6 protein-coding genes are annotated in these 15754 nt (G+C 36.2%); 1 reads left to right on the top strand and 5 read right to left on the bottom strand.

The features are described from left to right. Window positions 1-39: 39 nt before the first annotated feature. Window positions 40-1809, bottom strand: a complete 1770-nt coding sequence (locus tag ACT3CE_RS04380) for a RagB/SusD family nutrient uptake outer membrane protein (RefSeq protein ID WP_444708541.1) — start codon at window positions 1807-1809, stop codon at window positions 40-42. A gap of 18 nt (window positions 1810-1827) precedes the next feature. Then, window positions 1828-4947 carry a SusC/RagA family TonB-linked outer membrane protein gene (locus ACT3CE_RS04375; protein ID WP_444708540.1) on the bottom strand — a complete coding sequence of 1040 codons (3120 nt, stop codon included), beginning with the start codon at window positions 4945-4947 and terminating at the stop codon, window positions 1828-1830. 269 nt (window positions 4948-5216) lie between these two features. Between ACT3CE_RS04375 and ACT3CE_RS04370 the strand changes: the two genes are divergently transcribed. Further along, the gene (locus ACT3CE_RS04370; RefSeq protein WP_444708539.1) at window positions 5217-9371 is read left to right on the top strand and encodes a hybrid sensor histidine kinase/response regulator transcription factor; all 4155 of its coding nucleotides are present in this window, start codon (window positions 5217-5219) and stop codon (window positions 9369-9371) included. 88 nt (window positions 9372-9459) lie between these two features. Here ACT3CE_RS04370 and ACT3CE_RS04365 read toward each other — a convergent pair whose 3' ends face one another. The 3 genes from ACT3CE_RS04365 to ACT3CE_RS04355 all read right to left on the bottom strand — a co-directional run bounded on the left by ACT3CE_RS04365 (window position 9460) and on the right by ACT3CE_RS04355 (window position 14843). Beyond that, window positions 9460-11688, bottom strand: a complete 2229-nt coding sequence (locus tag ACT3CE_RS04365) for a T9SS type A sorting domain-containing protein (RefSeq protein ID WP_444708538.1) — start codon at window positions 11686-11688, stop codon at window positions 9460-9462. 145 nt (window positions 11689-11833) lie between these two features. Next, complete coding sequence (locus tag ACT3CE_RS04360) at window positions 11834-13039, bottom strand: glycoside hydrolase family 117 protein (RefSeq protein WP_444708537.1); 1206 nt, start codon at window positions 13037-13039, stop codon at window positions 11834-11836. 250 nt (window positions 13040-13289) lie between these two features. Beyond that, window positions 13290-14843 carry a sulfatase family protein gene (locus tag ACT3CE_RS04355; RefSeq protein WP_444708536.1) on the bottom strand — a complete coding sequence of 518 codons (1554 nt, stop codon included), beginning with the start codon at window positions 14841-14843 and terminating at the stop codon, window positions 13290-13292. Between the last annotated feature and the right edge of the window lie 911 nt (window positions 14844-15754).

Below are 15754 nucleotides of genomic sequence, written 5' to 3'. Positions count from 1 at the left end.
CTAGTTTCATTTTAATCTTTTTAAATTATTCCTCAACAATTACAATTCTCTATTTGACTGATTTTCAATCGAAGGAATTGGATAATAATCGTGAACAGCACTATTGTAATTAGCTGCTGGCACAGGCCAATCCGGACGAACTCTCTCATTTAAGTACAGTGGGAAAATTTTATCACCAAGCATTTTATTCGTTACCGGATCGAGAAGCTTCTCCTTGATTAAATCTTCTTCTGCTTTTCTTGCAGTAAAGGTTTCAGCAATAATACCCCAGCGAACCAAATCATACCAACGATGTCCTTCGAATGCAAGTTCCAATGGTCTTTCTACCATTCTTAGGTGATGAAGTAAAGATTCTTTGCTTACTGCTACCATATCGTATTGAGCTAAACCATTTGGGAAACGAGCTTTATCCAAAACAGGAATCATTCCGCTATTATTATCCATATAATGTTGTAAGGACAATACGCCAGCTCTGGCTCTAACTTTTTCGATATATTTTAAAGCCTCGGTCGTATTTCCATCTTTTTCGAGCACCGCTTCTGCATACATCAGATACACATCTGCCAAACGAATGTGACGGAAATTAATACCAGAACGTGCAGAGGTTGATGCATCTTCACTCTCTTTATAATACCAACTTGTCCATTTTTTAACTTTAGAACCTTGTCCGTAATTAAAATTAGCTTTACTTTTTTCTGTATCTGTGGATGTTAGTGGTGCCTGATAATAATCACCATCTCCAAATTCAACAGCAATAGTAGCATAGGTTCTTTGCGAATAACGCATTCCAATATTTACAGGATTAGCTTGATCAATGGAATCGGCTGCAACAAATAGCTCCTGTAACCAATAAGTTGGCAAACAGGTATTGTAACCACCTGCACCAGTAATACTGGCAAAAGAACTTGCAATAGAAGTAGCTTCCGATCCGGGAACTGTTCCTATATCATCTTGTCGGGTTCCGCTGGCACCTTCTTTATAATTATCAGAATAAGCCACTTCAAGAATTGATTCAGAATTGAATTCATTTTCTATGGTAAAATTATCCATAAAATTAGGTACCAATGAATAAAGGCCATCATTATCAGCAGCATCAATCACCTCTTTAAAATACTTTGCTGCATTTGTCCAGTCTTTTTCATACAAATAGGTTTTTCCCAGCATAGAAGCTGCAGCTCCCCAGGTAAATCGACCAGTATCACTATCCGACCAGGTTTTAGGAAGATGCTCATAGGCAAAAGTAAGATCAGGAATTATCATTTCTGAAAGCACTTCTTCTCTGGTGCTCAAAGGTTTGTGCATATCCACATCTTCAACAGGAAGCACATCATGAATAATTGCCTGATTATAAGATTGTATCAACCAGAAATAATTCAATCCTCTTAAAAAGCGAGTTTGGGCAATAATTAATTCTTTTTCAGAATCGCTTAAAAATGTTACTCCATCGATATAATACAATATTTGATTTGCCCTGTAAATACCTACATACAGTTGTGACCATCTATCTACAACATTATCTGAGGCATCATTCCAAACTAAATTTGAATACTTTACATCTGCGTACCAACTTTCTGATCCGGCAAAATCGCTTCTAACCATATTTTTCACAAGCCCCTGACCACTAACTGCAGGAAACTGTAAAGAACTATATAATGCATTTACAGCTTTATCGAAATCTTCTGCCGATTGCCAAAACGAGTCTGTGGTAACCGCATTGGGGTTTACCTGTTCCAGCAAATCATCTTCACAACTACTTAACGCACCAAGCAAGAGCACGAAAATTAGCGTATATTTTAATATATTTTTCATTTTCTACTTGTTTTGATATTAAAAATCAACTTGTACTCCCATTAAAAACTTACGAGTTACAGGATATGTTCCTTTATCGATACCTCTTGTTGAAACTCCATTTCCACCAATTTCAGGATCATAACCATCGTAATCGGTGAATGTGAATGGATTTTGAGCTGTAAAATAAACTCTCAACTTATCAAGGTGTTTTCCTATGATCTTTTTAGGAATAGAATACCCCAGGGTTAGGTTACGAACTCTAAGGAAGTCGGCATCCTCAAGGAAATAATTAGAACGAGAACGGAAGTTATCGTGCTCAGAACTAACGCGGGCTGACATGATATCAGAATCAGAATTTTGAGGAGTCCACATCTGATACAGATCTTTATGTCGTTTATTTGAATAAGCAAACAACTTAGATCCATTAAACACCTTATTTCCATTAGAATAGAACAACTGAACACTTAAATCGAATCCTTTATAGTCAGCAGTAAAGTTTAAACCCGCTTCGAATTTAGGCATACCCGATCCCTGATACACACGATCGTTATCATTAATGACTCCATCATTATTGGTATCGATGTATTTTAAGTCTCCTAATTTAGCATTTGGCTGAATAGCACCTGTTGTTCCATCTTCGTATGTATGTACATGAGCTGCAAGCTGCTCGGCAGTTTTAAAAATCCCATCAGTAGGAATCAGGAAGAATGCTCCGGCTTCGTAACCTGGAACCATATAAGTTGTGATATCCTGTTGTGTTGCACGCCAGTTTCCAGGCTTACTATCTTCCAAAGCAATCTTATCTAAATCGTCACCTAAATCGGTAATTTCATTTATGTTTCGGGTAAAAGTACCTGTCAACTGCCAGTTTAAGCCATATTTCGTTCTCTCCTTATAATAAGCTGAAAGTTCGAATCCTTTATTCACCATATTACCAACATTGGAAATTTTCGAATTGTAATTTCCCCAGTCACCAGGAACCGTTGTTCCTGTAGATGCAGGAAGAAGAACATCTAAAAGCATGTCTTGTTTATCGTTCTTGTACACATCGGCGGTAAAACTGAATTTGCCATCGAACATTAGTAAATCAACACCAATATTTTGTGAAACGTTGGTTTCCCACTGTACCAAAGGGTTTGCATAACCTCTTTGAATAGCTCCAGCTCCCAGTTCATCACTATTTTCAGGTCCCCATACATAATCAATATTTGCATCTACATAAGCAGCATACAAGTATGAAGAAATTCCCTGATTACCTACCTCACCATAACTTGCACGAAGTTTAAGATTATCAATAGATTCGAAAGAATCCATAAAACTCTCTTCGCTGATATTCCAACCCAGAGAAGCTCCATAAAACTCATTGTATCGGTAATCTTCACCAAAATTTGAAGATCCATCGTAACGAATACTTGCACTAAACAAATAACGATCGTCATAATTGTATTGCAAACGTCCCAGTTTACCTACAATACCATGTTCACTATCGTTCCCTGTTATTGCTGTATTGCTTGAACCACCATCAAAAACAGAAACACTATTGCTTATAAAATCTTTTTTGGTTGCAGAAGTCTTATCGTAGTCCGATTTTTCGATAGTATAACCTAACATTGCTGTAATGGTATGTTTATCAAACGTTTTCGTATAATTAACAATATTTTCCATTGTGTATTTATACGATGTAGTAAAATCTTCAGTTAAAACGGCCTCTTCACGACTACCTAATTTATTAAGATCTCCATCCTCATCGTATACCAGGTATTGTGGTTGCCAGAATTCACGGTGGTAGTTCCAGTGATTAAAACCTAAGTTAACCTGATAAGTCAAACCTTTTGCTATTTCATATTTTAGGTTGGCCGAAACATTATAAGAATTTTCAATTCTGTCATCTTCCTGATTTAACAATCGGGATAAATATCCCACATGATCGGGGTTATTACCTGGAATTACAACTGAATTTTCTGTTGTTGCTAGTCCGGCCAATGGTGGACGGTAAGGTCCCTGAAACATTGCAAACTCATACAGTGCCCATGGTTCCTGCTCTTTATTAGAGTGCATTATACCAAGACTTACAAAAGCATCGAACTTTCCCTTTTTTAAACTTGCATTGGCACGAGTGGTAAATCGGTTATATCCTGATTGACGTAAAATACCATCCTGATTAAAGTAATTGGCATTTACATTAAAGGTTAGCCCATCGCGACCACCCGATAAAGTTACATTATGACTTTGAATGGCTGCATTATCATTGGTAATAGAACCAACAAAATCGGTATCATAATCCATTGCATTAGGATTATAATGAAGAATACTTGAATGAGAACCTTGCATTTGTTGCATCATCTCATCAACATATAAATGCTCTTTTGTATTTAAAAGTTCTGTTCCCGAAGTAATATTCTGAATACCATAGTAAGAAGAAAAACTTACTTTTGTTTTTCCCTCTTTTCCTCTTTTGGTAGTAATCAAAATTACCCCATTGGATGCACGCGTACCATACACCGCTGCCGATGCACCATCTTTTAAAATATCAACAGTTTCAATATCCTCCGATGCAATATTTGGATTTCCATCGTAAGGAATTCCATCGACTACATACAAAGGACTGGCATTACTCGAGATGGATCCCAATCCACGAATTTGGATATTGGCCTGATCTCCCGGGCGACCACTACTTTCAATTACACTAACTCCGGCAATTTTACCCTGAAGTGATTTGGTAAAATCGGAAGAAACAATCTTCGCCATCTCATCCGATTTAACTGATGAAACAGCTCCTGTTAACTCAATTTTCTTTTGTGTACCATAACCTACCACTACAACTTCGGATAATTCCTCAAAATCGGGCGAAAGATTTATCTTTACACTTGATTTTCCTGACAATGGAAATTCCTGAGTTACATAGCCAATAAATGACACAAGAAGGATACTATTTTCAGATGTATTAATTGTAAATACACCATCAATATTACTGGTTGTACCAATTGTAGTTCCTTTTACGACAACAGTTGCGCCAGGAAGCGGCGTTCCATTTGATGAATCATAAATAGTTCCAGTAATACTCTTATCTTGGGCAATAACGTTTGCACCAAAAAACAGACAGAGGAAAGCCAATAAGACTATTGATTTTCCATTAATTCTAATTAGTTCTCTCATAAGAAAGCATTTTCATTTACAGTTTAGGATTAAAATAAATCGTTACTCATTTGATTAGATTCAAATTTATTTCATAGTACAGTAAGAATACCGCCCCATTTCCCATAAATAAGTAGGTGTAAATGATAACAAATAAGATATTTGAGAAGAACAAGGTGGTGTTTGATAACGTTTTCGAAGAGTAGTTATCAAACACGAGTTTATAAAAAAGATAAATTGAGTATTTTTACACGTATTGATGCTACACAATTAAAAAACAAAGCTCGTTTATGAAAAATATAATTATAAAATACCAATTGGTAATAGCTTTACTTTGGCTTCCTTTATTTACAAGTAAAGTTTACGCTGATAAAAATGATTCCTTTTCGGTATTTCAATTAAAAAATCTACCTCAAAACGATGTTAACTGCATATTTAAGGATAGCAAAGGTTTTATGTGGATAGGGACTTTAGATGGTCTTCTCCGATTTGATGGCTATACCTATAAAACCTACCAAATATCTAACGATCCCGAAAGTATTAGTAGTAATATGATAATTGCTATTGATGAAGACAGCAAGGGGAACATTTGGATTGGCACCTATGGTCGGGGAATTTGTAAATTAAATCCGCTAAACGAAAAATTTACCATTTATGATACCAGAGGAGACAAAAACACCAAACTACACAGCAACGATGTTACCTGTATGATTATTGATAATAATGATGTTATTTGGCTCGGAAACTGGTATGGCTATTCAAGAATAAAATTGGATAAAAACCTGGATAAAATATCAGAGATAATCACAATACCAATTCAGGATCAATTCACAGAGGATAACATTAAACTTTCCATTAAAAAGATCCATCAGGATAAGGAAGGAAAAATTTGGCTGGGTACAAACCTTAGGGTTTTCAGAATTATTAATCCGTATGAAAAAAAAGAAAACCTAAAATATGAAGAATTCGACTGCCAGGGGAATGCTTTTTATGAATACGAAGATGGACTTTTAGCCGGAGGTAGCAGTATTTATGCTATTCAAAAACAAAAAAATGCTTCCTACAAATTAAACCTGATCTACAACTTATCAACAAACGGATTCATCTATAAAAATCAAAAAATATGGTCGGGCAACAGACATGGAATTAGTTGTTTAAAATACCATCCCGACAAAGGATGGCAAGTAGAGTTAGAAATTAATAAAACCAATTTAGATGAGCACATCAAAAGTAATATTGTTACCTCTATAACCGAAGACGAAATCGGTCAAATTTGGGTTGGAACACGAGCCGGAGGAATTTATACCATCGACCTGAGTCCAAAAAAATTCAAACATTATTACAAAACCACTAAGAAAGGATCAATTAGTAGTAATTTTGTTCAATCTGTATTCGAAGATCACAATAAAAATTTATGGATAGGCACAGAAGATGAAGGAATCAATTTTCTTTCGAACAAGAACCCAAATAACTACAACAAGGGATTTAAGAATATTAGTGTTAGTAATAACCCAGAAGAAAACAGAGCCTACGCCATAGAAGAAACCTTAACCCCAGACTCTAAAGATCACAAAAGTTTAATTTGGGTTGGCTCCAGCTTTCCAACCAATCTGGCAGCTATAAACCCAGTAAGCCTAAAAAGAATAGATTTGAATTACATAAATGAGAATCTGGGATTTTTATTCACCCTTGAATCGCAGGGAGACAGCGTTTTGTGGGCCGGAAGTTACGGGGAAGGACTTTGGAAACTAAGCCTCAATAAAAAAGGAGAAATTACCAAAACCCAAAACTTTACTCCTCAAAATGGTACAAAATCACATATCTCATCGCGAATTATAAGACATTTATTGCTCGACCGAAATAATAATTTATGGATTGCTACCGATAAAGGTTTAAACAGAATTAAAGCCAGTGAACTAAACAAAGCCAATCCTGAATTTGAAAGTTTCGAGAATTCTAAATCCATTAAAGACATGTACTGCTTACAGATTTATGAAGCCAAAAATGGCGCATTATACATGGGCAGTATGGGCAGCGGGCTTGTATCTCACTGGCTTGATGCCAGTAAGCAGGATCATTTCTCGAAGGTAACTATGCAGGAAGGATTACCAAATAATACCGTAAAATCGATACTTGAAGATAAAAAGGGATATTTATGGCTCTCAACAAACAAAGGGCTGAGCCGATACAATCCGAAAACAGGTAAGATTGTTAATTATGATGCCGAAGACGGGTTGCAGCACAATGAATTTAGTGAGATCTGTGCCTACAAAAGAGCCAACGAAGATCTTATTTTTGGAGGAATTAACGGCTTTAATGTTTTTTCGCCTCGGCAAATTCACAAAGACACAGTAGCTCCTAAACTATTCTTAACCGATTTTTATATTTTAAACAAACAACTTAAGCCCGGAGAAAAGATTAATGGGAAAATTATTCTCGAAAAAAGTATAGAATACACCAAAGAAATTGAATTAAACTACAATCAAAATAGTTTCTCGATTGGTTTTTTGGGACTTTATTACAATGCACCACAAAAAAACAAATACAAATACATATTAGAAGGCTTTGATGCCGACTGGTACAATGCTTCAGCCTCGTATCGAATTGCAAAATACACCAATGTTCCTGTAGGAGAATATACTTTTAAGGTAATTGCTGCAAACAGCGATAATATATGGGCCCCCCAACCTGCTAGCATTAGCATAAAAATTAAACCTCCTTTTTACAAAACCTCCTACGCTTATCTGGCCTATTTTATTCTCTTGTTACTGATTATGTACGTTGCTTACCGCGTAATTCAGATGAACGAAAGCAAGAAAAAGAAACTATTAATTGCAGAAGTAGAGAAAAATAAAGTAGAGGAAATTGCTCAAATTAAACTTCGCTTTTTCACTAATATTTCTCACGAATTCAGAACTCCATTAACCCTGATCACAAGTCCATTAAATAAGTTAATAAGCAAAAACAAAGAATTATCCGATGAAGAAAGATTAAGCAACTACAAATTAATTAAGCAAAATGCGAATCTGCTGCTGCGTCTGGTAAATCAACTAATGGATTTTAGACGCTTGGATCAAAACAAAATGAAATTAAAACTGGAGCCTATTGAGTTGAATCAATTTGTAGATAATATTTATCAATCGTTTAAGCCCTGGGCTGAACAAAAAAATATCAACATTAATTTTGAGGCAAGCGATAAGGAACAATTAATGTATTTCGATCCGGAAAAAATTGAAAAAGTTATTTATAATTTACTTTCCAATGCTTTTAAATTTACCCCAAAAAATGGATCGATAAATCTTGAAATTGAAGATTCTGAAAACAATAATTTTATTACCATTTATGTTTCTGATACAGGAATTGGGATCGATCCTAAGGAACAGGAACATATTTTCGAGCGCTATTATCAATCGGAAAGTAAAGACAAACAATCTTTTGGTGGAACAGGAATTGGTCTGGCCCTTTGCAAAGGACTTGTAGATATGCACAAAGGAACAATAGAGGTAAACAGCGTTAAAGGAAAAGGTACTTCGTTTGCAGTAAAACTCCATAAAGGAGAAAGCTGGATGGAATCAAATTCGTTAAGCCTTATTGCACCTTCCGAAGCAGAATACAATTACGAGGAAGAAAACGAAGAAGAATATTCTCCATTAAATACCGAAAGAGCTACTGATTTTAAGAAAAATCATTACAAAATTCTTCTGGTTGAAGACAATATTGATTTACGGAATGTGGTCTGTGATATTTTTAAAGACGATTTTATTGTTTTTGAAGCCGATGACGGATTACAGGGATATGAACAATGCATGGCACATCAGCCAGATGTAATTATTAGTGATGTAATGATGCCAAATATGGATGGCATTGAACTTTGTCAGAAAATTAAATCGGAGGAAGCGGTGAGTCACATTCCTATTTTATTGTTGACGGCAAAAAATACCATAGAATCGCAGATTGAAGGTTTTGAAATTGGTGCCGATGCCTATATTCCCAAACCCTACCATTCTGACATTTTAAGAGCACGGGTAATTTCTCTTTTAAAGAACAGAGAAAAACTTCGCCAAAAATTTCAGAAAGAGATTGAGATTAATCCAATGATTATTGCCAACTCGCCTACCGATTCAAAATTCTTAGATCAGATTTTAGCAATTATTGAGAAAAACCTTTCCGAATCGGACTTTTCCATAGAAAAACTAGCCAAAGAATATGGTGTTTCGAGAATATACCTGAACAGAAAAATTAAGGCGCTAACAGGAGAAACCTCAAACCAGTTTCTTCGAAACATACGTTTAAAACATGCTGCTGAATTACTAAGTCAGAATGTATTAAGCGTATCGGAAGTAACCTGGCAAGTGGGTTATAACGATTTACGAACCTTTAGAACCCGATTTAAAGAAAAATTTGGAGTGAGCCCATCAGAGTATGCTAAATCCAATAACAAATAAAAACTTCTTTATTTATAAAATAGACAAAGGGTCTTGCAAACAATAAATGTGTTTGCAAGACCCTTTATATTTATTTGCCGAGCAACGGCTAATTTTTTATAAAAGGAAAAGATTGAAAGCTATCCCCTTCTAATCTGAGCACATAAAAACCGTTGGGCAACGAATTTATATTTATCTGAATAGTAGCATCATGATTCTCAATATTCGATTTTAAAATCACTTTTCCATTTTGCGAAACCACCTCTAAATGGGTAAATCTTTTCTTATCTTCAATCTGCACATTTAGTAGTGAACTAGCAGGATTAGGGTATAATTTAATACCCAATTTTGAATTTCTGTTTTTGGGTAATTCATCCTCAATGGCAAGAGGAACATTCCCCGATCTTATAATCTCCTTACTAAACAAATTGCAAATCATGGTCACAGTACTAATATGACCTCCCGATTCCGGAAAACTTACTGAAATTGTATTGCTACTTTTTATCAACTCGTAAGGAACAGGAATCTCTAGTACACCAAAAAAACTTTCTCGCTGCGTTTGTGCTCCACCTCTAAAATTCGTTGGAACATCTATTTCGCTACCATTCACCAATACTTTGGGATGTAAAGATTTTCCATGAGCTCTCCCCACACCAATACGCAAAGTAGCTTCGCCATATTTACCGGTATTCACTCCCTGCAGAATAAATGTTTCCGGAGTATTTGCTGTTATCGTCTTAAAATAAGTATCTGCATAATATTTTTGCTCTGCAGAACTTTCATCAATCACAATATCATCTTCGTAAGTATATTCTAAAATCATACTTCCCTCGGCTCCAATTGTATACACCTCCTGTTCCTGACTAAGTATTTCCTCATCTAGCACCACATTTGATCCTGATAAATACAGATGTTTAATTTTTAGGCTCTGCAAATTAAGATTAGGGTCCAAAATAGTAGTTGAAACATCAAGAGGCGTAAAGTCAAGATTATTTAAAATTACATAAGCCTTATTTTTGTCCACATACACATCCGTCATCAGATCAGGATTTGTCGATTTTGAATCCACACGAATTCCTTTCACATCAGACCATAACTGGTAAACTTTTGCAGTCTCGGCATACACCCATTGGCCAGTATAGCTATCTGGTTCATTTGCCTTGCGCATTAATCGATGACTGTAGGTATTATCGGCTGCTGTTGATCCCCATTCTGCTTTTACAGGCAAAAAATCGATGGTTTTAGTAATGATATTTGCCCGCTCCATAAATTGCATTCTCATGGAGTTTACCGATTTTATATGATGCCAGTCCCGCAAAGGCGACCAGGCTCCTTTCAAGTCGTGGGAAACGCCCCCATACTCCGAAATCATTATTGGCTTTACCTTTCCGAATAACAAGTAAGAATATTGCTCCATCATATCGAAAGTAGCTTCCATATTACTGCCTTTTCGATACATTTGCTTCCCCTCTTTGGCTGCAAAATCGTACAAATGAATGGTGAAATAATCCATATTGGCACCACACATATCCATAAATAATTTCCATCGCTCTTCCCAGCGCTTAAAATCATTCTTCTCAAAGTCCGGAAATGCAACACAAAAGCCACCAATTAGAATATCCGAATCGGGATTAAATTTTCTAATTTGATTTGCTACCGCATTGTGAAATCGAAATACTTTTTCCGGTTCTTCGTTACCATTATCTGTTAACCAATAAAGAGGTTCGTTAATCACTTCAACATATTTAGGTTCTGCTTTTCCCGTGGCTCCGCCCTTAGCATAATGATCGTGAATATAACGTCCCATATATTCTCCCGATGCCGTTCCAAATGCCTCTTTATCAGTATCGATTTGCGAAAAAGCCCATCCTTTTTTCGTTTCCTGACCATCGGGCCAAAAAGGATGCAGCTGAGCACATAGAATTTGATCGTTTCTAAACTCGTAGGCATGATACTCAGTATTATTTCCGTAACTGGCTTTAGCACTCTCTCCAGTACTTCTTATACTTTCAGGATCGGCATAACCAGATCTATCCGGATCTTCGCTTACAACAGCATTCATATTCCAACCAATACTTCCTGTGTTTCTGCCTAAGTAAACATCATACCCATTCAAAAAATCATTTCGTAAATCAGCAGTAAAATTATCTCCGTCCCATTCCTGTTCGCTAATATCGGCATGTATAGCAATAAATTTATTTCTATCAAAAGTTGATATCTCACCTAAATTTCTCTGCACTTTTAAATTCACATCTACAATTACCTTATCGGGTTCTGCAGCCTGCAATTCGTTACAGAAAAAAATAACAATACCTACTAAAAACGCCAACCTATTCATATTTTTTATATTTAAATTCTATTTGCAAATACTAACACTTGAAAGGGTAATATCGGTAATCAAAACAATAATTTTCTAAAAAAGGTCATTCCATAAGTAGATATGAAACGACCTTTTTAACACACTAATAACTAATCTAATTTCATTATTTTTTAAGCCCCACACCTTTTGCTTTATGAGCAACAATACGCCTCGAAGTAAATCTTCTAATGTATTGATAATCGTAGCTTTTATATTCATGGGTTAATCCCCATCGTAGTATTTCTGTTGGTTCTTTTTCGCTATCAGCAGAACGATTAAGACCGATTGCATGAGGTGCACCTTTAATAACCGATTTAATTGAAAAGTTAATTCCATCGGGCGACCACTGAATGGTATTTTTTTCGGGACCATCGGTAGTAATTAATGAGGCAATACCTCCATTGTAGGGCCAGACACAAATTTCGTGTCCGCTATTACTAATTGGATTATAAGGCGATTTTACATACGGACCTTTGGGTTTATCGGCAATGGCAACACCATGTCGAATCTGGCGACCTCCAAAAGTAATTTCTTCGCCCATTTGCTCACCTTTATAATACAGATAAAACTTACCATTAAAAGGAATAATACAAGGATCGTGTACTTTATGGCTATCAAAATCACCCTTCTTCAATACACTAAAACGATCCTGCTCTTCACCTTTCCAAACTCCATTATCGGCAGGACTCAAAATTGGCTTTTCTGATTTTACCCATGGACCATCGGGAGAATTAGACCAAGCCAAACCTACCTGATTTTTTACACGTACTGTGTATGGTGATTTGACGGTTTGATAAGATAAATAATACATGCCATCCCACTGCATCACCTCAACAGTAAATACGGAACGATCGTCGTAAGCTCCTTTGGGACCTCTACCAACAGCTAAGCCTTCCTCTTTCCAGGTAATTCCATCTTTCGATGTGGCATACCAAATATCACACCTGTCCCAGGGAAAAACTTTTTCATTCTCAACATCACCTCCAAACCCCTGAGTTGGTCCGGTACTCTTTGTATACCATACGTAGTATTTATCATTAACTTTTATAACCGCACTTGGATCTCTTCTCACAACTCCCTCTTCGTAGGCCAAATCTCCTTTAAGATCCGAAACCTCAAACTCAATAAACCATTCATTACTCATCTTTCCCCATTTCAATGCTCTTTTAGATGCTTCACTTAAATGATTTTTATCGCTTATGCCCAAACGATCAAAATCTGCATCATTATAGTTCCTGATATCAAAATCGGACTGATTTTCTTTGTTACAATTGCAGGCAGTCACACCTGCAAACAAAGCTATAAGTAGTAAATTAAGTAATCTCTTCATAACATTTCAATATCTCTAATTAATATTCGAGGTCTAAATTAAACACTACTCAAAACTAGATATAAATTACAGCCTTCTCCCTCCGTGTTTCAACACATATAGCATGTGTGTTTGATATAAAAGGATGCATTTGATAATCCAAAGGGGGGTAAATAGTAAACGAAAACACATATTTACACTTGCTTTTAACAAAGAAAAAGGCTTGTTCAAACTATGAACAAGCCTTACAATTAAGATGATATCAATCAGTTTATTTTAATTCTACCGCTTCAATTTCCTTATAATCGGTTCCACGAATCGCCTCAAAACCTGATAGCATTTCTTTTAACTTTTGCGGATTTGTTTTGGCCAGATTATTCTGTTGTCCCATATCTTCTTTCAAGTTATACAACTGAAAATCATCAGAATTGCCAATCTCAATATTCACTTCCTTCAGAAGTTTATCTCCCTTATACGGAGGAATCATTAGCCAATCCCCCTTTCGGTAAGCCGTTCTGCTGGTAGCTTCTATTATAAGATCTTCGCGGCCTTTGTTATCGCTTCCAAGCAATAAACCCAGCATATTTTCACTATCGCTTACGGCGATATCGCTACCCACAAGATTTGCCAATGAAGCAAACACATCAACCTGACATACTAAAGCATCGGATACCGCGGGAGAAATTTTCCCTTTCCAGTAAGTAATAAAAGGAACACGCGTGCCTGCTTCAAACAAGCTGTATTTTCCACCTCTTAATCCGCCTGTAGGCTGATGATCGCCAAGCTTCTCAACAGCATCATCGTAATATCCATCATTTAAAACAGGTCCGTTATCACTCGAGAAAATAATTAAGGTATTATCTAAAATTCCTTCCTCTTTCAATGTTTTCATAAATTCACCCACACACCAGTCGGCCTCTACAATAACATCTCCTCTTGGTCCTAAACTCGATTTTCCAACAAATCTTTGATTAGGAGTACGCGGAACATGAGGCTGCTGCATTGCATAGTACAAGAAAAAGGGTTCTTTCTTATGATCCTTCACATATTTTTGCGCTTTCGCCAAAAAATGATCAGCCATATCCTCATCTACCCATTTTGCAGACTCTCCACCTTTCATGTAACCAATACGCGGAATACCATTTACGATACTGCTATTGTGTCCGTGATGCCATTTCATTCTTAACAATTCCGGATTATCCTTCCCCGTAGGCTGCCCCTCAAAATTCTTATCGTAGTTAATCTCAATAGGATCATTTGGATCCAAACCGTCAACATATCCATTATCAATAAATACCGTAGGAACACGATCTTGCGTAGCCGCCATAATATAAGCATAGTCGAAACCCACCTCGTTAGGACCAGGTGTAATATGCTTGTTCCAATCGTTAATACCAGAACCCAAACCCAGGTGCCATTTACCCACAACTGCAGTTTGATACCCCTGCTTTTTCATCATTTTAGGAATTGTCATTTGCTCGGTTCCAATAAGCAAAGGAGCTGTTCCCGGAAGAATTTTAGCATCCTTATTTCTCCATGGATAGATCCCTGTCAGCAATCCATATCTACTGGGTGTACAAGTAGCCGATGTTGCATACCCATTGGTAAATTTTATTCCATTTTTAGCGAGATTATCAATATTTGGGGTTTCCAATCCTTTGGCACCATAAATCCCCAAATCACCATAACCTAAATCGTCTAAATAAATAACAACTACATTCGGTTTAGACAATTTTTCTTCTTTTTTCTGGGAACTGTTACAAGAAGAAAATAGCACTAAAGCTATCATCACATAAAACAGTTTTCTTTTTGTAAATAAATTCATATTTAATTTTTTGATTTTAGTAATCAGACCTGGTAATCCAAAATTACCCATTTAATTATCAACTTAGGGATTAAATAATCACTTTTAAGGGGGGCAAAGGAAAAATGGTCTGGAACAAATGACAAATAATAAGTTTCAAGCTCCAAATGACAAGTAAAAAGGAACAAGTTTCAAGGATAAGGGATAAAGGAACAAGTAAGTGCTACTTATAATTAAGAATGAGTAATTAAGAATTAAAAATTATCTGGAGGGCCATTGACCTCGCCAAAGTAGATGGGGAACCCATAACTGCAAAAGACCTTACGAAAAAAATCCAAGGTCCAAGTTTCAAGTAACAAAGTCCAAAATCCAAGCTCCAAGTTCCAAGTTCCAAGTAACAAAGCCCAAAGTGTTGAAAAACGCTACACTGAGCGTAGTCGAAGTGTCTTTAAAAATAGAAGGTAATTTGTTTTTTTTTGCCTGTAGGGCAAACATATTTATAGCCCAGGGCAAATGAGCGCAGCGAATGCCACCCTGGGATAGAAAGTTCCCAATATAAATTGTCGCACAGCTTTGTTAAATTAAAGGCAGATGGCTCCTGCGACGAAAGGTGGCAAGGTGAAAAGGTAAAAAGGTCCAAAGTTTGCAGTCATCCTGAGGGAAGCGGAGCGACGAAGGATCTCTTTAACCAAGGTCGAAAAAAGGTCCACAAATGACACAAATGGAAGGAATTAAGAAAATTAATAATGAGTAATTAAGAATTATGAATTTCCAGCGGCTTTTTTTCCACATCGCCAAAGTATCCCAAAATTATCAGACGCAGATTTTTAAGATTGTAAACATTTTGGCTTGTTGAAAATTTAATTCTAGCACTTTTATTCAACTATCTTATTGATTCTAAAGCCTAAATATGATTAATTATGATTTGGCTG

The organism is Marinifilum sp. RC60d5, assembly GCF_052400665.1.
GTDB lineage: Bacteria > Bacteroidota > Bacteroidia > Bacteroidales > Marinifilaceae > JBQTGK01.
Note: the sequence above shows the minus strand (reverse complement) of the source record. Positions and strands in the feature narration are given on the sequence as shown.